The organism is Agrobacterium sp. K11 (assembly GCF_059429395.1).
The window spans coordinates 192,260-211,046 of sequence record NZ_JCAHRB010000010.1 but is presented as its reverse complement, the minus strand read 5'-3'; the positions used below and the strand labels follow the sequence as shown (position 1 = coordinate 211,046).

Here is an 18,787-nt window from a genome sequence, read left to right as displayed (position 1 = left end):
ATGGCCAATATTTCCATTCGCAACGTCAGCAAGTCCTATGGCGCGCTCAACGTGCTCAGGCCCTTTTCGCTTGAGATCGAGAACGGCGAGTTCGTGGTGCTGGTTGGACCTTCCGGTTGCGGCAAGTCGACGATGTTGAAAATCCTTGCGGGTCTCGAACCGGCAAGCGAAGGGCAGATCTTCATCGGCGACAATGAAGTCACGGATCTGGCGCCCGGGGACCGCGATATAGCCATGGTGTTTCAGAATTATGCGCTCTATCCGCATCTGACGGTTCGCCAGAACATCGGCTTCGGGCTGAAGATGCGCGGCACGGACAGGCATGAGATTGACCGCCGGGTCGACGATGCGGCGCGCATTCTGGAAGTGACGCCCTATCTGGATCGTAAGCCCAAGGATCTGTCAGGCGGTCAGCGGCAGCGCGTCGCGCTTGGTCGCGCCATCGTGCGCCAGCCGCAAGCCTTCCTCATGGACGAGCCGCTGTCCAACCTCGATGCCAAGCTGCGTGTCCATATGCGTGCCGAAATCGGCGCTTTGCACAAACGCATCGGGGTCACTACCGTTTACGTGACGCATGACCAGGTGGAAGCCATGACCATGGCGGACCGGGTCGTGATCATGCAGGGCGGCATCATCCAGCAGATTGCCGCACCAGACGAACTGTTCAACAACCCGGCCAATCTTTTCGTTGCCGGTTTCATCGGCTCGCCGGGCATGAACTTCCTCAATGCGCAACTGCGTGACGGCACTGTTACCCTGTTTGGGCAACATGTTTCCGTGCCGGGCGCGGCTGATCGCCAAGGCAGCGTGATCGTCGGTCTGCGGCCGGAACATCTCGTTCTCGGCGATGCGCCGGTCACCTTCGATGTTCACCCGACGCTGGTGGAAAGCCTCGGATCCGAAAAATACGTCTATTTCGACGCGGAAGGCGCAAGGGTGGCCGATGGCGAGGAGGGCAAGTCCAAGGGTCTGATCGCGCGCGTCTCGCATACCGGCAATCTTCCTGGCAACGAGGCACTCCGGCTCGGTTTCGATCCGGCCAAGCTTTATCTCTTCGATGCAAAGACCGGAGAACGGCTATGATCCTCGTCACCGGATCGGCGGGCCGTGTCGGTCGTGCCGCTGTCGCCGCCTTGCGCGCACAGGGCCGCAGCGTTCGCGGTTTTGATCTCAGGCCATCAGGAACCGGCGGCGAGGAAGTCGTCGGGTCGCTGGAGGATGCGCAGGCACTGTCCGAAGCTATGAAGGGCGTGAGCGCCGTCCTGCATCTGGGAGCCTTCATGTCCTGGGCTCCGGCGGATCGTGATCGTATGTTCGCTGTCAATGTCGAGGGTACGCGCCGGCTTCTGGATGCCGCTTCATCATCTGGCCTGCGGCGTTTCGTGTTCGCTTCCTCAGGCGAGGTCTATCCGGAAAACCGACCGGAATTCCTGCCGGCCACCGAGGATCATCCGCTTTGCCCCAATTCGCCCTATGGCCTGACCAAGCTTTTGGGCGAAGAGCTGGTGCGCTTTCACCAGCGAAGCGGCACCATGGAAACGGTGATCCTGCGGTTTTCTCATACGCAGGATGCGGCGGAACTGCTGGACGAAGAGAGTTTCTTTTCCGGTCCCCGGTTTTTCCTGCGGCCGCGCATCCGCCAGCAGCAGAATTTCGGAAACACCGTCATCGCCGAATTGCTCCAGTCCCGCGATATCGGTGAGCCGTCGCACATTCTGGCGCGCAACGAAAACGGCCGGCCGTTCCGCATGCATATAACCGATACGCGAGACATGGTGGCAGGAATTCTGCTCGCTCTCGATCACCCTGAGGCGGCGGGTGGCACCTTCAATCTCGGTTCCGATGAACCGGCCGATTTCGCCGAGCTTCTGCCGAAGATTGCGGCGCTGACCGGCCTTCCCATCGTGACAGTCGATTTTCCCGGCGACGGCGTTTATTACCATACGTCCAACGAGCGGATCAGAAACACTTTGGGGTTTGAAGCAGAATGGACGATGGACCGGATGCTGGACGAAGCGGCGGCCGCAAGGCTGGAGCGACTCGCGAAGGAGCAGAGGCGATGAAGCCCGATACCCCGGGCGGCACGGCGGCGCTGGCCAAAGGGCTGACCCTGCTCGATATGGTTGCCGACGCGCCGGAACCGCTACGTTTTGCCGAGTTGTTGCGCGCCTCCGGCCTGCCGAAGCCGACCTTTGCACGCATCCTGCGCACCCTTATCGCCTATGGTCTCGTCCGTCAGGATGCGGCCCGTGGCACTTATGTTTTGGGCCAGCGTTTTCTGGAAATGTCCCATAGGGTCTGGGAGAGTTTCGATCTCGTCTCGGCGGCAACCCCGGAACTCGAGCGGCTGGCGGCCGAACTGGGGGAAACGGTTGCGCTGTGCCGGCTTGACGGCACGATGACGCAATATCTGGCCGAACGTTCGCCGAATGGACTTTCTGTGCGCGTCGAGGTGGGGCGCCGCGTCCCCCTGCATTGCACGGCACCCGGCAAGGCACTGCTCGCCTTTCAGGACCCCGCCGTCGGCCGTGCCCTCTTGGACCGTCTGACGCTGGATGTGCAGACCCCGAAAACCATCACCACGCTCGATGCGCTCCAGGCCGACCTGACGTTGACCCGGGCACGTGGTTATTCGATTTCTTATGAGGAGCACTTGCCAGGTGTAAATTCGGCAGCCGCCCCTGTCATGGGTCGCGACAATACGCCGATCGGCGTGCTTGTTGCGCTTGGCCCATCATCGCGACTCAGTTCCTCCAATATCCATCCAGCCGGGCGCGAATTGATTGCTGCCGCGCGCCGTATCACGGGTGCGGCTGGGGCTGTCGCCATTAGTTCCAGGCCCAGGCCCCGGTCTGTCACCGGCCGTCCGAGTGCCGAGCTGAGTTGCGTCTTGCCGTGGGGCGCACAGCTTGGCGAGAGTCCAGTGTGGCACGATGGCGAAAATACGCTCTACTGGGTCGATATTCTGCATCCCGCTGTCCACCGGTTTGATCCAGCGAGTGGCCGGAACGAAACCTGCGAGACCGGGAAGTTGGTCAGCGCGGTCATTCCGGTTCGCGGTGAGCGTCTGCTGGTGGCGTCTCAGGATGGGATCGAATGGCTGGATTTTGCATCAGGTCGCCTCACACCCTTCGTCAGCCCGGAGGCAGGCATCGTCGACAACCGCTTGAATGATGCCAAATGCGGGCCTGACGGTGCGATATGGGTGGGATCGATGAGGATTGACGCCTCCAAGCCCACGGGTGCGCTTTATCGTATCAGCACCGATGGCGCATTCGAACGCAAGGAAGGCGGCATCATTGTCTCCAACGGCCTCGGCTGGAGCGCGGATGGGAAAACCTTCTACTTTGTTGACACGGTACCTGGCCTCATCCACGCCTATGATTGCGATCCCGCGACCGGAACGCTGTCGGGATGCCGCGAATTCGCACGCATTCCCGTCGCCGACGGCCGGCCGGACGGTCTTGCGGTGGACGCGGAAGGAGGGGTCTGGTGTGCGATCTGGGATGGCTGGTCCGTGCGCCGTTATCTTCCAAACGGGAAGCTCGACCAGGTAATTGAGATGCCGGTGCCCCGTCCCACCAGCATCGCCTTTGGTGGCCCGGATTTGTCGACGCTGTTCATCACCAGCGCCCGCACCCGCCTGCCGGCCTCGACACTCGCCGACGCGCCTCTGTCAGGTGGACTGTTTTCCTGCCGCCCGGGAGTTTCCGGTGCGCACGTCTCATTGTTCGAAGGATAAAGGATGAACCTTGAAAACATCTTTGGCCTGAAGGGCCGCGTGGCGCTCGTTACCGGTTCAAGCCGTGGGATAGGAGCGGCGATTGCCGAAGGGCTGGCTGGGGCAGGTGCCCATGTCATCCTGCATGGCGTCAAGCCGGGCGCCACAGCGGCTGTACATGAGCGGATTGTTACGCACGGGGGAGCGGCGGATTATCTGGCAGGCGATCTCTCCGAAGTCGGGGCTGGTCGGGATCTTATCGAGCGAGCAGAAGCGATCGCACCACTCGATATCCTTGTTATCAACGCCAGTGCCCAGATCAATGCCCCTCTATCGGCGCTGACGCCAGGTGATCTGGCGTTTCAACTTGCGGTCAATCTGGGCTCGACGGTCGACATGCTGCAGACGGCACTGCCGCGAATGTCGGCTCGGAAATGGGGCAGGATCGTCTCCATAGGATCAGTCAATCAGCTAAGGCCCAAAAGCGTCGTTACCGCCTATGCGGCGACGAAGGCCGCACAGCACAATTTAATTCAAAGTCAGGCTAGAGATTATGCCCGCGACAACGTGTTGCTCAATACTCTCGCTCCTGGCCTCATCGATACGGACCGCAACGCTCATCGCCGCGTCGAGGACCCGGAGGGCTGGAATGAATATGTAAGCGCATTGAACTGGATGGGGCGGGCCGGGCGACCGGAAGAGATGGTGGGGGCAGCTGTCTTTCTGGCGTCGGAGGCATGTAGTTTCATGACGGGCGAAACGATTTTTCTCACCGGAGGTTATTGAGCGGGTGGATATTGAAAAAATGCAAAATGTCCCGAACGCAGGTGTTGGCCCAGCAACTTTTGCGGTGATCGTCTGGAGAGGTCGTCATTCGAAAAACCAGCGCCGATAATGTGGCGATTGTGCGGGCCTGGCTTCGACGTTGTCATCACCGAACTGCCGCATACTATCATCCACTCATGCGTCTGCTTGATTTGCCGAACTTCATCCTCACGCCGCATGTGGCGTGGGTAAGAAGCGCAGCGGTCCAGTCGCTGGTCTATCAGCTGATCGACAATGTCGAGGCGTTCTAGCGCGCCCTTCGTTTGACCGTTATAGCTTCTCATGTAATCGAGAAATGCGCGCATGGCGGCACGTGGGAGGCGGGTCGTAAAAACCATTGCGGTAGGAGAGTGTCCATTGGGAGGAAGCTCCGCCAGCCGGCCGATTTCCTTTCAAGTGTCGCTGTACCTTCTAACGTTCAGCGGTCGAAGTTTCCCAGATATCGGGCAGGCGATGTGCCAAGCGCTTTCTTGAACATGGTTATGAATGCAGAGACGGATTGATATCCAAGATCCCCCGAAACCTGCTGCACCGTTGCCCCCGCTGCAAGGCTTCGGATTGCGACAATCACCTGCAATTGTTGTCGCCAGCGGCCGAAGGTAAGGCCCGTTTCGCTTTGAACGAGACGGGCGAGCGAATTCTCACTCATCGCCACTCGTTTTGCCCATTGCGCCATCGTACTGCGATTGGATGGATCGTCTGCCAGCTCGGATGCAATGCGTGCAAGCCGGGGCTCGTCCGTCAGCGGGAGGTGAAGATGCTCGACCGGCATCCGCGACAATGCCGACAGAAGCAGCGTTTCCATGAGCTCTAAGTCAGCAGTCGCGGCAGCCGATTGGTCGGCCATCTCGATGATCAGTTCCCTGACGAGCGGAGACAGGGAAAGCGTGCAGCACCGGTTCGGCAGATCGGCAGCCCCCGGCTCGATGAACAGGAAGAACAAACGTGCGTTGGCGGTGGCCACATTGCTGTGACGCATGCCCCCTGGAACCCAGACGCCACAATGAGGCGGAACCATCCACATGCCGCTTGGGACGCGACAAGTCACGCCTCCCAGCAGCGGCATGACAAGCTGGCCCTTACGGTGCTGGTGTTCGGGAGCCTCGCGTTCATTTTGAGACACGTCGATCCTTACAGCGCGAACGCGCGATGAAGAGCTTTCGACATCATGGTCGGCGAGGGCACCGGACAGGGATAGTGGTGGCTGGAGGTATTTAGTGATCATTAGAGGGAATATCTAAATTCGTCCGATCGGTTTGTCGATAGGGTCATCTCGCAAGAAGCTGGAGGGTGATCATGACACTTCAAAAACACAACGACCGCTGGTGGTCGGATATCGTCCGGACCGAAATTCGTCTGACCTCGAAAGGACCTCGCAGGCTCTGCATCCTGCCCCCATCCCTGATGGGGACAAGGCCGGATCGTGCCGCTGTTCTGAAAAGGATTACAGGCATTCTTTTTTCGAAAGCCCGAGCATTGCTTGCCCGCCAGCCTCCGGCCATGTCGACTGTTGTGCGCGCTGACCCTGTCGAAGCCTATCTGCACGCCTGCCTCGCTGCACCATTCTTTTTCTATGTGTCGCCAGCGACCTACGGCCTCGCAGACAATGTTACCACCGATGAAAAAGGCATCGAGCGCAAGGCCACACTGCCGGGGGATGAGGTGTGAGTTCCCGGCCAGTTGTCACCAGCGGGAACGTCATCTTTTCGCTGAAAACATTTCTTGCGGCCATGGCGTGGCCGATGCGCTGGAACCGCTTGAATCGCCTCACATGGCAGATGGCTCACGTAACCCGCTTTTCAGACCCATCCTCTACCGTCAATACGAGGGCAAGCCAAAGCGTCTCCGCCGCATCTGTTGCATCCGATATCTGATTAACGGACTGGATTACTGCAAGACGTGCCCATGTCTGAATAGTCGCTCTAGTCCAATGCATGATGCGTGTTATCGCGATATGCACGATGGATCGACCAATGCCGGCGGCAAGAAACAGAGCTAAGAACTTTGAATTCACGGGCCGGGCTGCAAGGATTTCGCTGCATCTTTGTGCGATTGTCTCACGAAATCGATAAATGCGCGCAAAGGCGCGGGCACAAGCCGCCGTCCAGAATAATAGAGGAACGGGCCGGAAAACCGCAGCCACCATTCTTCCATCACCGGTACCAGATCTCCTCTATCGAAGTGTGGCCTTAGCCAGTCCTCAAAAATATAAATAATGCCAGAACCGGCAATGGCTGCGTCGATGCCAAGATCGGTGCCGCCGCCGAACTGAACAACGAGGCTACCTTTGGGATTTATGGCGATTTCTTCCCCATCGCGTTCGAATTCCCAGGAGGGAAGCGCGCGCCCCGAAAACCGGCCTAAAATACAATCATGCGAAAGCAGGTCTTGTGGATGTTGCGGTTTGCCTCTTCTTGCAAGGTAACCCGGCGACGCGGCAAGGGCGTAGCGCTGCTGGCGCGGTCCGATCGGCAAAGCCACCATATCCTGTTCGAGACGTTCGTCATAACGGATGCCTGCGTCGCAGCCGCTCTTTATGATGTCGACGAAATTCTCATCGGTCACGATTTCCAGCCTTATTTCCGGGTAGGCCTTTAGGAACGGCGGCACGATCGGAGGCAGGACCAGCCTTGCCGCACTCATCGGAACATTGAGTCTGAGGTCCCCCGAGGTGCGGCCGCGGCTGCTTTTCACCTCGTCGAGTGCCGATGCCACCTCTGCGAATGCGGGTCCGGTGCGCTCTAGCAAGAGACGTCCTGCATCCGTCAGGAGCACGCTGCGGGTGGTGCGATTGAATAGTCGTACCCCAAGGTCTTCTTCGAGACGCTTCACCGCATCGCTCAACGCCGAGGAGCTTACTCCACTTTCGCGCGCGGCCTGCCGAAAACCTTTCGATCTAGCCACCAGTAAAAACGCATTCAGATCCGTTAAATCCGACACCCTGCTCTCCAAACATAAAAAAAATTGTCCGTCTTCACGGACAACCTGTCCGGATTATAGCTTCTTGTAGCGTATATGCCACCTGTCTATTTTGGAGGAACACAAGGAGATGGACCATGAGCACTATTGCAACTTCAGGAACCTTCACGCTTGGCGATCATACGGTGCGCCGGCTGGGCTATGGCGCGATGCAGCTTGCAGGCAAGGGCGTTTTCGGGCCTCCGAGCGATCGTCCGGAGGCCATAGCTGTCCTGCGCGAGGCGGTGGAAAGCGGCGTCAACCACATCGACACCAGCGATTTCTATGGCCCGCATGTTACAAACGAGATAATCCGCGAAGCTTTGCATCCCTATGACAACGACCTTGTGATCGTCACCAAGGTCGGCGCAGGCAGGGGCGCGGACGCTTCGTGGTATCCGGCGTTCTCGCGCGCGGAGCTGACACAGGCCGTTCATGACAACCTCCGCAATCTCGGACTCGATGTGCTCGATGTGGTCAACCTGCGCGCTATGTTCGACGTGCACGGCCCCGCGGAAGGCTCATTGGACGAGCCTCTTGAAGTTCTGGCGGGTTTAAAGCAACAGGGACTGATCCGGCATATCGGACTGTCTAACGTCACGGCGAAGCAAATCGAGGACGCCGGAAAGATCACCGACATCGCTTGCGTGCAGAACCAGTACAATCTTGCGCATCGGCAGGACGAAACCTTAATCGACACACTCGCCTCCCGAGGGGTTGCCTATGTGCCGTTCTTTCCTCTTGGCGGCTTCTCGCCGCTGCAATCCTCTACCCTGTCTGACGTGGCCGCCCGGCTCAACGCCACGCCGATTCAGGTTGCGCTTGCCTGGCTTCTCCAGCGATCGCCGAACATTCTCCTGATCCCTGGCACGTCGTCACGGGGACATCTGCAAGAAAACCTCGCCGCTGCCAGGATAGAGCTCCCCTCGGAGGCACTGTTGGAGCTTGATAAGGTGGCTGCTTAATGCCGATTGTAGAAATCTGGGGAATTTGTCGACGGGTTGTCATCTGTCCTCACGCCCGCTTTTGGCAACTGCTGCCTAGGCAGCGTCGCCCCAGAAGCAGACATTCGCTGCCATTGTCAGGACACTTCACTAAGGTTTCGAGGAAAGCGCGGACGGCCGGGTTTGACCGCCGGCTCTCGGGCCACAGCGCCGTGATGTTGTACCCTTCTACCGCATAATCGGCCAGAAACCGGAATAAGCGCTCCACGCCTCACCCAAGTGCTGGCCATGAAACTGGTTGCCATTCCGGTTCCGGCACCTGCTGCGATCGTCGCAAGCACGGCTTCGCTCGCGTCAACGATAATGCCGGAGGTGGGCACAATCTCCACCTCCCTGTCCCCAACATGGAAAGGCCAGCGGAACAGCTGGCCGCTACTCTGGTAGCGCAGGCTGACAGTCTCGTGCTCTTCCAATTGGTCCGGACTGGTCGGCGGGCTGCGCCCGGCCAGATATTCGGGCGAGGCATAACAGCATAGCCGATGTGGCAGAAGGCGGCGCGAAAGCAGGCGGGAATCTGGCGCATCACCAATGCGGACCGCTATATCGTAGCCGCCTTAGATAAGATCAACCATGTGATCGCTCAAACGTAGATCTATATTGACCCTCGAATGGAGCCTGCGAAACTGAGGAAGCATCGGCGCTATTACGTGCAGGCCGATTGGCAACGATGCTGCAATCCGTAAAGTACCAGCGGGTTCGGTGCGCGCTGCTTTTGCCGCCTGCTCTATATCTTCGGCGTCGTGCAGGAGCGTGAGCGCACGCTCATGACGATCGCGCCCCTCGGTCGTCAGGGCCAGGGAACGTGTCGTACGCGCAAAAAGCGAAACGCCGAGCTGCTTTTCCAGCCGCTGAATGCTTTTGCTGACCGCCGACGCTTCGCGCCAGAAGCGGTCACGTTCACTTGTGTCATCGCGTCTAATACTGAGGATGGCAAACGAATGCACCGGGTGTTGTTGAGGTGACTTGTCTGAACGCGCAGGAAAACGACGCAGTGCTTGAGAAGCCTGCATCGCTCGCCACGTCGGCGATCGCCTTTCCCTGAGCAAGTTGTTCCATGGTTCTTACTATCCGAGCTCGTTGCCTCCAAGCTTTCAAGGTCATTCCTGTCTCACGCGGGAACAGACGGCTTGCTGTACGAACCGAGGTTGCGGCGCGCGATGCCAACTCGTTTAAGTCCATGCGATTGCAACGATCACCAAGAGCGATCTCAGCCACACGCTTTGCGACAGGGTTCTTGGGCAAGGGAAGGTAGGTCGGCGCATCTGATACTGCACTCAATTCGAGAAGTACCAGCCTCACTACCAGCTCTGCCCTTTCCGTCACGTGGTCTTCTTCCATCGCTGCGACTAGCAAGGAGCGCAGCAGCGGCGTTACCATCGATGCAAAGACCCGATCGGGAAAATTCGACGGAGCCCAAGTCGCGATCGCAGAGGGTTGACAGTTTACCATCCAAAGCTCGGCGTCCGTCATGATGTCCAGGCGATGTGGAACACCTGCCGGAATCCATGCAACAAGTTGAGGAGGCACAAGCCAGAGACCTTTATCCGTATGGAGCTGGATCATTCCAGAAGCAGCGTAGGTAAGTTGCGCTTCATCATGAGAATGCAGCGGCAGTGCTGAACCGCGCGGTTTCGTAATGCGATGGATATTGAAAGGATGGTGCATATCGAATGGCCTGTCCGCGATGCGGAATGGCATCACATCGATAAAGTACACGTATATTAGAAAGAAGGTCAATATTTTGGAGATGTGACGATGAAAGCTGCTGTCATTCGTGAGTATGGCTCAAACGACGTTGTGGAGATCGCCGAGGTTGATCGGCCAGAGCCAGGAGTCGGCGAGGTCTTGGTGAAGGTTCACGCGGCAGGGGTGAACCCGATCGACTGGAAAATTTGCAGGGGAGCGGGCAAGCGCATGGGGATGACCCTGCCGATTCACCTCGGAGAAGAACTTGTGGGCTCGATCGAGAAGCTCGGTTCTGACGTCGAAAGCTTTCGACAAGGTGAGGCCATTTTCGGCATGGTACGCACTGGCGCTTTTGCCGAATATGCGGTCGCCAAAGCATCAAATCTTGTGCGAGTGCCTGACACCATTGACGTCCTCCGTGCAGCAGCCCTTCCACTGGCAGGCTCCACGGCTTGGCAGGCGCTCTTTGATGAAGCAGTATTATCGGTCGGACAACGTCTTCTCATTACAAACAGTTCAGGCGGTGTGGGTTCCCTAGCTGTGCAATTCGCAAAAGCAAAAGGGGCGCATGTTACGGCGGTAGCTTCAGGCCGCAACGAGGAATTCGTTCGTGCTTTGGGTGCTGACGAGTTCATTGACTACACGACCCGACCGTTTGAAGACGCAGCACGCGACGTCGATATCGTACTCGACACAATGGGCGGCGAGACGTTCGAGCGTGCTTTCAAAACGCTGAAGAGAGGCGGCTTTATGATTACGGTCGTAGCCTTCCCCAACGACGAAGCCGCGCGCTATGGTGTCAGCGTCAAGCGGTCGTTTACAGTTCCGAGCGCGCGGAACTTGGCTTCGATCGCGGAACTGGTCGAAGCTGGGAAAGTGGTGGCGCACGTCGATACCGTTCTACCCTTGGCGAAGATCAGACAGGCGCTTGCACTATCTGAGGCCGGTCGGACTCGCGGTAAGATCGTTCTAACCCTCACTGACTGATACCCGCCAGTATTGCCCTTTATTCCATCGTGTGATGATCGCCTTGAGCCAATGCACGTCATGCCGTCGATTCACTAGAAGAGGTCTTCCGCTACGCGCCTACAGCGGTCATATGAACTATTACCGTTGGCGACCTGTATCGGGTGGCATCATAAGATTACAGGCATACTAGGGGTTGGCACTGAGCTCCGGCCTTCTAGCGAACCTGCCAGGAGGGCAACCAAGCCTTTTGCTGAACGCTGTGCTAAAGGCGCTTGCGGATTCGTAGCCTATTTCATCCGCGATCCGGTCGAGCGACTTTGCACCGCTCAGCAAGGCCTGCTTGGCGATAGCGATGCGCCATCGCGCCAGATACTCAATTGGTGCGCACCCGAGAATCTCGTTAAATCGCGCGGCGAAACCCGATCTCGACTTGCCAGCTATTCCTGCCATATCCGCTACCGTCCACCTTCTCCGAACGTCTTCGTGAATGGCACGCAGGACCCGGGCCATGGCTGGATCGCGCAGCCCGTTCAGCAAACCCGCCGAGGCAGTGTTGTTACCGATAATGTCCCACCTCAATGTCTCTATCAGCAGTGTCTCCAGCAAGCGTTGGACAATAAGTTCCTTGCCGGGATGTTCGGTAACGCACTCCTCAGACAGCAATTCGATTAAGCGGCCAAATCGCGTCCCGCGCCCCGCCGAAGCGGGAATATAAATTGCATTCGGCAGCAGCGCGAGCAGCAGCGGGGCGTTGGCACTCTCGATAGAGAAACTCCCGCCCAGCGCAACGAAATCTGGCTTTCCTTCTTGGTCGCCGTGGCGAACAGCTTCAGCCAGAGGTTCAGCAGTAATGCAGGGAGCTCCAGGTTTGCTACACAGGGAGAACGCGGGCGTAGTCGGCAAAAGGAGAAAGTCGCCTTCGTTGATCGGTAGGGGTTCTTGATCACCTAGTGTGAGCCATGCTTCACCAGTCAGGACCAGCGTAAATCCAGGTGCGTCATACGATCTGTAGCGAACGCCCCATTGGCCGCGCCCGGAGATGGGCTTCGCTATCGCGGCTCTGGGCCGAAGTAGCGTGATGAGATCACTTAAAGGATCCATTTTGGACGACTCATAAATTAACTCGGACTCTGAATTATAGATCGTCTTAAAGACTCCGTCTATCACTATCTGACCGCAACCAAGGAGACTGATATGACAAAGACCATTCTCATTACCGGCACATCGTCCGGCTACGGCAAGGCTACTGCCGAACACTTCCTTTCTCGCGGATGGGACGTTCTCGCCACCATGCGGCGTCCGGATCCGTCACTCTTTGCTAAAACTGACCGGCTGCGCGTGCTGCCGCTCGATGTCACCAGCCCCGACAGCATCGCCAGCCTCATCGAGTCTGCCGGTCCAATTGACGTGCTGGTGAACAATGCCGGCGTTGGCGGCGTTGGTGCGTTCGAGGCGATGCCAATGTCCCTCATTCGACAGCTTTTGGAGACCAACACGATCGGTGTCATGGCGATGTGTCAGGCCGTAATTCCGCAGTTGCGCGAGCGACGCTCCGGAACCATCATCAATGTGACATCGAGCGTCGCCTTGGGGGCATTCCCACTGGCGGCAGCCTATACTGCCACCAAACAGGCTATTGAAGGCTTCTCGGCGTCGCTCGCGCATGAGTTGAGCTATTTCGGCGTAAGGGTGAAGCTTGTGGAGCCTGGTTACGCGCCGACCACGAGGTTCGGGGCAAATGCCATCGTTCCTGTCTCGGAACTCCTTCCCAGCAGCTATGCAGACTTCGCACAGCCGATCCTCGAGGCGTTTGCGCATCCCGCCCTGACCACCGCGGAAAGCGATGTTGCAGAAGCAATTTGGCAGGCCGTTCACGATACCGAGAACCGCCTTAGGTTTCCTGCTGGAGCGGACGCTCTCGCGCTTGCTCAAACGCGCTGATGAAATCGGCACGAGGGGGGCGGCAGCAAATTAGGCGGCCTTTCTGCTGCCCTTCGTGCCCTTCTATCCAGCGATTCACCAGGCTCGCCCCGTTATAAAATCCCCCTCGATTCTTCTGGGCGATTCCGGAGATCAGGCGCGTTCCCTCCGTTCCGATTTCACGCGCAGTGATTGCTCAGGCCAAGGATAAGCGCACGGTGAAGCCGCCTTGTGAGGCGAGCCTGAACGTCGGATGTCCTGGTGATAACATCAGGAGTAGTCCTGTGACGAAGCATTCGATTGAAGTCATCACGTCTGTTGAACGCCGCCGGATAGCAAACACGTCGGTGCGGGTGATCGTTTCGGCGGTCTCTGCCGGTCAACTAATACCGTCCACGACATCTAGTCCCCGCCAGAAGCTCCGCGATGGAACGATCAAGCTGGGTCGGGGCCGATGTGTCATCGTGGATAGTTGCGGATCCCGACGTGAAGCCGGCCACTATTCCGATCGAAGATCGGCCGGTTTTAGGAACTGAAGCATAACCCCTGGTCACCTTTGGCATGAAATGGACCGGCACAACGTAGAGATCTCGATGCCGGCAAAGACCGAACTCGCTAACGAGCTCAACAGGCCAGGCGTCACTTTGGTGATCATCTGGGAGGAGTACCGCAACGTAGAGCTTTGTTGAGAACGTTGTACTTACGGTAAAGCGCTGATGGCTGCGCGGCCATATGCAGACCATCCGGCAATCGCGATCCTCTGGAAGTCCGCACACGAATTTAAGATCGCGCGAGCGCACAGGGTGGTCGGTGAGCGTCAGCAAATCGCACGACCAGGCGGATTCGACAGCTTGATGGAGTTCAAAATCAGCCCGCTCATCTCTGTTATCCCAGGAAAACCAACGATTACTGTTCGATAACGCCTTCTGCGCGAAAAATGCATTTGATGACACGTCAATTTTCTTAAGTGACAGTCCGTTGGAAGTTGAATTCCAAAATAATACGGTAATCAGCTAAACACTTCGCTGCACGCCACGCACTCCTGTCGAACAGGCTTGGCTCTTCGACCTTTCTTATAGGCTTTCTCTACCGAAACTCCACGAAACTGTTGGATCAGCAAAATCGTAGCGACAGAGTGGAAATAGTATGTGTTTTTTCAAGCGAGCTGATGTAATCCTGCGACCCTATTTCAGGTTGCTGAAAGATATCGCTGCCACTGTCAGGCTCGCGGTAATCATATTTCTAGTGCTGTGGCCTTTTTTTATCGCCGTAATATTTCGGGCACTATCGAGCGGCCATGGCCGTTTTCCTCTTTATTTTTAAGGACTGCTTAGTCGAGAGAGTGACGTGTTTTCATTCGGCGTCCCTAACGAAGCCATTGACGACCATCGCCGTGTGCAAATGTAAATCCACTGTGTTTCAGAAAGTTTCAGTTCCTCGAACAGGCGGGCGAATTTCTGGACGCAGTAGTGGCCATACTCCTCTTTCGACATGCCCTTCGGGCCGCGAAAGTGATAGGGAAACTCGACAAACTGGGCGCGTTCGCCAAAATGCCCGTAACGGCGACGGTAACGATAAGACGAGGTGATGGACGTGGCGCCCAGCGTGCGACCATGATAACCGCCCTCGAAAGCAAACATCAGGCTTTTTCCGCCCGAATAGTTTCGGACAAGCTTCAGCGAGTCCTCGACGGCCTGCGAACCGCCGACGTTGAAATGCACGCGACCCTTCCGACCGAACTTTCTTTCCGCGTCCTGGGCGATCATCGTCGCCAGTTCGACCTTCTCACGATGGAGATATTGCGAGGCGACCTGGGGTAGGGTGTCAAGCTGGCGATGGGCTGCAGCATTAAGGCGGGGGTTGCGGTATCCGAAATTGACCGCAGAGTACCACATCTGCAGATCGAGGAAGGCCGTACCTGTCCCGTCATACATGAAGGATCCATCGCATCCCGTGAAGAATTTGGGGCGATCCGTGTAGTGGACCGTGTCTCCGTGGGAGCAATAGGTCTCCTCCAGAGCACGGAGTTCGTCTTCGGATATGATGTCGTCCTGGCCGTCAATCGGCTTGATAAGAGAATGCATTTTCATGTTCCTGATTAGGCAGTTTTTGAGAGGTGAGAGGCCGCTGTGTTTGCGGTACGGATGTGCAGCAGCTGGGTCGCGGCCTCTGTCTGGACGTCCTTGAAAGTCGTGTAGGAAACGAACGGAATGGAAATGCTCGCGCAATGCGTGGCGAGTTTGTGCTTGGCAAAAAGCAGGTCGGCATTTGCCGAGACGCAAAAGTCGCTGCGGCCGTCGCCGACGTAGATATGGGGCGTATGTGATGCCACGATGGCACATTTGCAGACGCCCGATCCGGCTTTGCATGCGGACTGCGTAAACGGAGCTTCCAATCGATAGTGGAAGCGGTTGCCGTTGTTTTCGACACAGAGGTGATTGGCGATGATGTCGAGATGATCGAGACCGTGATTGGACAGGACGCGGTGAATGAAACGATCGACCCCGTCGCTGACGACGGTTACGGGGATCGAATTTCTCAAACACCAGCGGACGAATTCAGGGAATTCAGGATCGATTTCGACCGTGTCGAGAAATTCATCTATTTGGTTGATGGCCGCTTGGATGAGCGTGATTTGTGCACTCATGCATTGCCGCGCATCGATGCGCCCTGCTTCCCAGGCTGCTTCGATATCGCGCCACTCGGGGGCGGCGAACCGCTCGAGAACGGCATCCGTGACGTCGATCGTGGCTATCGTACCATCAAAATCGCAGTAGGCGTGCATCAGCGCGCCATCCCTGCGCATGCGACGTCGGAAGGTCTGGAAACGCGATATGTGTGGCCATGAGCAGCCAAATGACCAGACACTGCTGAGATATCCGCTCGATAAAATAGCGATTTCACCGGCGATTGTTCGATTGTTGGTTTTTTCATTTCCGAAATGCTCTCCGTCAAAACCAGCACGTCGGGAAACGGAACGGTGCCGTTTGCCGGTGCCGTGCTGGCGAAAAGGCAAATGCGCCTCGTCTGTCGAGAAATCGTGGAGAAAATCTTCGTGTTCGGTGGAGCGGTCACCCGTCGGCAATATCACCGATTGACGCACTTGAATAAGTTGGTCCAATTGCAAGCAGAATACCGACGCCGGAATGCGATCGCGACCTCAGCACGTTGAAGAAATGTAGCCGAATGCTTGATGTCAACGCCTGCACAAATTGCCTATCGAAAGACAATCTATGAACAATGCCCTCATCCTCATCATAGAAGACGACCCGGAAATATCCGACATTATTGAGACCTATTTCGCGCGCGAAGGCTTCCGCGTCGTTACCGCAGGTGACGGCGCAGTTGGATTGGGCCATCATCAGCGCCTTCGGCCGGATCTGGTCGTGCTGGATATCAAGCTGCCGCGTCAGGACGGGTACGAGGTACTTGCCGCCATCAGGCGAGTTTCCGATACGCCTGTCATCATGGTGACGGCACTTGCAGACGATCTGGACAAGCTGCAGGCTTTGCGCATTGGCGCCGACGACTATGTCGTCAAACCGTTTAATCCCCTTGAGGTCGTTGCGCGTGCCAAGGCGGTGCTTCGGCGGGTGGCGGGGCGCAGTCCAGACCACGTGATGCGTGTTGGGCCGCTCCGCGTCGATCCACAGGCCCATCGTGCCGTGGTTGAAACGGGATCCGATCACGTGACCCTCGATCTGACGCGCACCGAGTTTAGAATTCTGGCGCATATGGCGGCGTCACCCAACCGCGTGTTCGAGCGATCAGAACTCGTCGACGCCTGTCTTCCAGAAGGCGAGGCGCTGGACCGAACAGTTGACAGCCACGTCAGCAATCTAAGGCGCAAACTCACTGCCGCGGGCGCCGGGGGCGTTCTGACGGGTGTACGTGGCGTAGGGTACCGGATTGATGACATCTAAACGCACTAATCTGAACGCAGGACTCGTGCGGGCGATGGTGTTGCTGACACTATTGGCCTTCGTCGTTGTCTATGGCGGCCTGGTGGCCTATTTTTTCTTCATCTATGATTGGCTTTATCCCGAGGGGGAATATGACAGCGCCTGGCAGATTGGAGATACGGTCACGCTGGGGCTGCTGCTTGGGATAGGTATATTGACCGCCTCGATCCTGGGCTGGAGGTTGGCGCGATACGTTACGGAGCCGCTGAAGTCTGTTGCGAGTGCGGCAAGGACGATTGCCCGTGGTGATTTTTCGGCGCGTGCCGTGCTTCCCCGCCGCAGCTTTGGCGAAGCGGGTGAACTTGTCGCGGATTTTAACTTGATGGCGGAACGGCTGGAGCGGGCAGAGACCGAACTCAAATATTCGAACTCCGCAATAGCCCATGAATTGCGAACCCCACTGACCATCTTGCGGGGCAGATTGCAGGGTCTGCTCGACGGCGCGTTCCAGCCAAGCCCCCAGCTCTATCTTCGTCTCATCGCTCATGTTGATGACCTCGGCGGCATCGTAGAGGAGTTGCGGACACTCGCACTCAGCAATGCCGGCCAACTCGATCTGCAATATTCACGGCTCGATCTCGCATCCGACGTAGCTGCCGCTGCCGATTCGATGGAAGACGAGCTTTCAATCGCAGGCAGCCTCGTCGTGAGGCGGCTGAACCCCGCTGTAACCCTGGCAGACAAGCCCAGATTACGTCAGGCGATTGTTGCTCTCCTCGATAATTGCCGGCGCTACGCCCCAAATTCCACCGTGTATATCGAGACTTGGCAGGACAAGAATTATGTGTATTTCCGATGCACCGATACGGGTCCAGGCCTCGCTGATGACAACCAGAACCGCGCCTTTGAGCGTTTTTGGCGAGCTGATGATTCCCGTAATCGTGTTTCCGGCGGTTCAGGCCTAGGTCTTCCCATCGTAAAGGCGATCATGCAAGCCCATGGAGGTCACGCAGTCATTCTGCCTACCGAGGGACGCGGTTTCAGTATCGAACTCCAGCTACCTCGTCGAGAAGAAGCCCGAGACTGAGGGTCACACACGACTGACATTCGCAACGGCGTTCCCGCTGTCGCGGATTTCGGCGTTTTGGCGAAAGCCTGAAGAAGGTGCCGCAGGGCATGGAATGATGGGGTGCTTCGGCACCCCGTCATTCGTTTAAGGCTACCGATTATCGACGTTTCCTCCACGTAATCTGGACTTGGACTTGGTTAGTGACACTCACGAGCAATCTCTGCTCTGAGTTGTCGGCGCGAACGTGCCGGCCGAATTCTATACGAGGTTTTCTATGCGAAACGCGCTCATTCTCGCGGCGGCAATTGCCGGCGCAGCCATCCTTGGAAACACTACCGCGTTGGCTGGTTCATATGCCGCTGCCGAAATCAACATGCGGGCGGGTCCGAGCACACATTATCCCTCCATGGGTATCTTGCCGGAAGGCTTACCCCTGAAAGTCGTCGGCTGCACGAAAGGCTACCGTTGGTGCGATGTAGAGGCCTCGGGGCGCCGGGGCTGGGTTTCGGGCGCTTACATCACTATCGACTATGAAGCACAAAGGCTCCGGGTGCCGGCTTACGCTCATGTGATGTATGAGCCCGTCGTCCCGACGGTTTCCTTCAATATTGACACCTATTGGTCCGATCACTACGCCGACCAGGATTTCTATAGCGACATCGACACCTGGGATGACTTTGCATGGGAAGACGATGTGCCGCCGCCCGGTTGGGATCCCAATTGGTGAGACGGC

16 protein-coding genes and 2 pseudogenes are annotated in these 18,787 nt (G+C 57.4%); 11 read left to right on the top strand and 7 right to left on the bottom strand.

All coding sequences use genetic code 11. The annotated features are described in order from the left end of the window. From AC5SEO_RS19330 to AC5SEO_RS19315, 4 genes are read left to right on the top strand one after another with little or no spacing between them, the layout of a single operon-like run. Complete coding sequence (locus AC5SEO_RS19330; protein WP_013637454.1) at nt 1–1,083, top strand: ABC transporter ATP-binding protein; 1,083 nt, start codon at nt 1–3, stop codon at nt 1,081–1,083. Next, nucleotides 1,080–2,063 carry an NAD-dependent epimerase/dehydratase family protein gene (locus AC5SEO_RS19325; protein ID WP_495363948.1) on the top strand — a complete coding sequence of 328 codons (984 nt, stop codon included), beginning with the start codon at nt 1,080–1,082 and terminating at the stop codon, nt 2,061–2,063. The genes AC5SEO_RS19330 and AC5SEO_RS19325 overlap by 4 nt, the downstream gene beginning before the upstream one ends. After that, a complete protein-coding gene (locus AC5SEO_RS19320) occupies nt 2,060–3,742 on the top strand; it encodes an SMP-30/gluconolactonase/LRE family protein (protein ID WP_025591564.1) in 1,683 nt (560 codons plus the stop codon). Before AC5SEO_RS19325 ends, AC5SEO_RS19320 begins: the two co-directional genes overlap by 4 nt. Nucleotides 3,743–3,745: 3 nt before the next feature. Beyond that, nucleotides 3,746–4,507, top strand: coding sequence for an SDR family NAD(P)-dependent oxidoreductase (locus AC5SEO_RS19315; RefSeq protein ID WP_495363947.1), 762 nt, complete (start codon nt 3,746–3,748; stop codon nt 4,505–4,507). Between the two features lie 457 nt (nt 4,508–4,964). Here the strand turns inward: AC5SEO_RS19315 and AC5SEO_RS19310 are convergent, their stop codons facing one another. Beyond that, a complete protein-coding gene (locus AC5SEO_RS19310; RefSeq protein WP_065703212.1) occupies nt 4,965–5,771 on the bottom strand; it encodes an AraC family transcriptional regulator in 807 nt (268 codons plus the stop codon). Nucleotides 5,772–5,842: 71 nt separating this feature from the next. On the opposite strand from AC5SEO_RS19310, the gene AC5SEO_RS19305 reads away from it, so the two are divergent. Then, nucleotides 5,843–6,214 (top strand): hypothetical protein, encoded by a 372-nt coding sequence (locus AC5SEO_RS19305; protein WP_013637460.1) that lies wholly within the window; start codon nt 5,843–5,845, stop codon nt 6,212–6,214. 342 nt (nt 6,215–6,556) lie between these two features. On the opposite strand, the gene AC5SEO_RS19300 is transcribed toward AC5SEO_RS19305, so the two are convergent. Next, nucleotides 6,557–7,486 (bottom strand): LysR family transcriptional regulator, encoded by a 930-nt coding sequence (locus AC5SEO_RS19300; protein WP_013637462.1) that lies wholly within the window; start codon nt 7,484–7,486, stop codon nt 6,557–6,559. Between the two features lie 116 nt (nt 7,487–7,602). On the opposite strand from AC5SEO_RS19300, the gene AC5SEO_RS19295 reads away from it, so the two are divergent. After that, nucleotides 7,603–8,469, top strand: coding sequence for an aldo/keto reductase family oxidoreductase (locus AC5SEO_RS19295; RefSeq protein WP_111783785.1), 867 nt, complete (start codon nt 7,603–7,605; stop codon nt 8,467–8,469). A gap of 49 nt (nt 8,470–8,518) precedes the next feature. Here AC5SEO_RS19295 and AC5SEO_RS19290 read toward each other — a convergent pair. Together AC5SEO_RS19290 and AC5SEO_RS19285 are read right to left on the bottom strand one after the other, a co-directional pair. Further along, a pseudogene (locus AC5SEO_RS19290) lies at nt 8,519–9,380 on the bottom strand (LysR substrate-binding domain-containing protein); the annotation flags it as partial. 43 nt (nt 9,381–9,423) lie between these two features. Further along, a complete protein-coding gene (locus tag AC5SEO_RS19285; RefSeq protein ID WP_495363946.1) occupies nt 9,424–10,224 on the bottom strand; it encodes an AraC family transcriptional regulator in 801 nt (266 codons plus the stop codon). A 39-nt stretch (nt 10,225–10,263) separates the two neighbouring features. Between AC5SEO_RS19285 and AC5SEO_RS19280 the strand changes: the two genes are divergently transcribed. Beyond that, nucleotides 10,264–11,181: an NADP-dependent oxidoreductase gene (locus AC5SEO_RS19280; RefSeq protein WP_013637467.1), complete on the top strand. Its 918-nt coding sequence runs from the start codon at nt 10,264–10,266 to the stop codon at nt 11,179–11,181. Nucleotides 11,182–11,349: 168 nt separating this feature from the next. Here the strand turns inward: AC5SEO_RS19280 and AC5SEO_RS19275 are convergent, their stop codons facing one another. After that, nucleotides 11,350–12,264, bottom strand: a complete 915-nt coding sequence (locus AC5SEO_RS19275) for a cupin domain-containing protein (protein WP_495363993.1) — start codon at nt 12,262–12,264, stop codon at nt 11,350–11,352. Nucleotides 12,265–12,357: 93 nt separating this feature from the next. Between AC5SEO_RS19275 and AC5SEO_RS19270 the strand changes: the two genes are divergently transcribed. Continuing rightward, on the top strand, nt 12,358–13,104 hold the full coding sequence (locus tag AC5SEO_RS19270; protein WP_013637469.1) for an SDR family oxidoreductase: 747 nt from the start codon (nt 12,358–12,360) through the stop codon (nt 13,102–13,104). A gap of 1,415 nt (nt 13,105–14,519) precedes the next feature. Here AC5SEO_RS19270 and AC5SEO_RS19265 read toward each other — a convergent pair. Then, nucleotides 14,520–15,167 (bottom strand): annotated as a pseudogene (locus tag AC5SEO_RS19265) (aminotransferase class III-fold pyridoxal phosphate-dependent enzyme); the annotation flags it as partial. Between the two features lie 14 nt (nt 15,168–15,181). Beyond that, nucleotides 15,182–15,889, bottom strand: a complete 708-nt coding sequence (locus AC5SEO_RS19260) for an MtnX-like HAD-IB family phosphatase (RefSeq protein WP_495363945.1) — start codon at nt 15,887–15,889, stop codon at nt 15,182–15,184. 427 nt (nt 15,890–16,316) lie between these two features. Between AC5SEO_RS19260 and AC5SEO_RS19255 the strand changes: the two genes are divergently transcribed. From AC5SEO_RS19255 to AC5SEO_RS19245, 3 genes are all read left to right on the top strand, one after another. After that, nucleotides 16,317–17,006 carry a response regulator gene (locus tag AC5SEO_RS19255; RefSeq protein ID WP_013637487.1) on the top strand — a complete coding sequence of 230 codons (690 nt, stop codon included), beginning with the start codon at nt 16,317–16,319 and terminating at the stop codon, nt 17,004–17,006. Further along, a complete protein-coding gene (locus AC5SEO_RS19250) occupies nt 16,996–18,072 on the top strand; it encodes an ATP-binding protein (RefSeq protein ID WP_495363944.1) in 1,077 nt (358 codons plus the stop codon). Before AC5SEO_RS19255 ends, AC5SEO_RS19250 begins: the two co-directional genes overlap by 11 nt. Nucleotides 18,073–18,328: 256 nt before the next feature. Then, on the top strand, nt 18,329–18,781 hold the full coding sequence (locus AC5SEO_RS19245; RefSeq protein WP_111783789.1) for an SH3 domain-containing protein: 453 nt from the start codon (nt 18,329–18,331) through the stop codon (nt 18,779–18,781). The last annotated feature ends 6 nt before the right edge of the window (nt 18,782–18,787 follow it).

Coding starts and splice junctions, on each gene's coding strand:
- AC5SEO_RS19330 (WP_013637454.1), top strand. CDS start 1: ATGGCCAATATTTCCATTCGCAACGTCAGCAAGTCCTATGGCGCGCTC.
- AC5SEO_RS19325 (WP_495363948.1), top strand. CDS start 1,080: ATGATCCTCGTCACCGGATCGGCGGGCCGTGTCGGTCGTGCCGCTGTC.
- AC5SEO_RS19320 (WP_025591564.1), top strand. CDS start 2,060: ATGAAGCCCGATACCCCGGGCGGCACGGCGGCGCTGGCCAAAGGGCTG.
- AC5SEO_RS19315 (WP_495363947.1), top strand. CDS start 3,746: ATGAACCTTGAAAACATCTTTGGCCTGAAGGGCCGCGTGGCGCTCGTT.
- AC5SEO_RS19310 (WP_065703212.1), bottom strand. CDS start 5,771: ATGATCACTAAATACCTCCAGCCACCACTATCCCTGTCCGGTGCCCTC.
- AC5SEO_RS19305 (WP_013637460.1), top strand. CDS start 5,843: ATGACACTTCAAAAACACAACGACCGCTGGTGGTCGGATATCGTCCGG.
- AC5SEO_RS19295 (WP_111783785.1), top strand. CDS start 7,603: ATGAGCACTATTGCAACTTCAGGAACCTTCACGCTTGGCGATCATACG.
- AC5SEO_RS19280 (WP_013637467.1), top strand. CDS start 10,264: ATGAAAGCTGCTGTCATTCGTGAGTATGGCTCAAACGACGTTGTGGAG.
- AC5SEO_RS19275 (WP_495363993.1), bottom strand. CDS start 12,264: ATGGATCCTTTAAGTGATCTCATCACGCTACTTCGGCCCAGAGCCGCG.
- AC5SEO_RS19270 (WP_013637469.1), top strand. CDS start 12,358: ATGACAAAGACCATTCTCATTACCGGCACATCGTCCGGCTACGGCAAG.
- AC5SEO_RS19260 (WP_495363945.1), bottom strand. CDS start 15,889: ATGCGCAGGGATGGCGCGCTGATGCACGCCTACTGCGATTTTGATGGT.
- AC5SEO_RS19255 (WP_013637487.1), top strand. CDS start 16,317: ATGAACAATGCCCTCATCCTCATCATAGAAGACGACCCGGAAATATCC.
- AC5SEO_RS19250 (WP_495363944.1), top strand. CDS start 16,996: ATGACATCTAAACGCACTAATCTGAACGCAGGACTCGTGCGGGCGATG.
- AC5SEO_RS19245 (WP_111783789.1), top strand. CDS start 18,329: ATGCGAAACGCGCTCATTCTCGCGGCGGCAATTGCCGGCGCAGCCATC.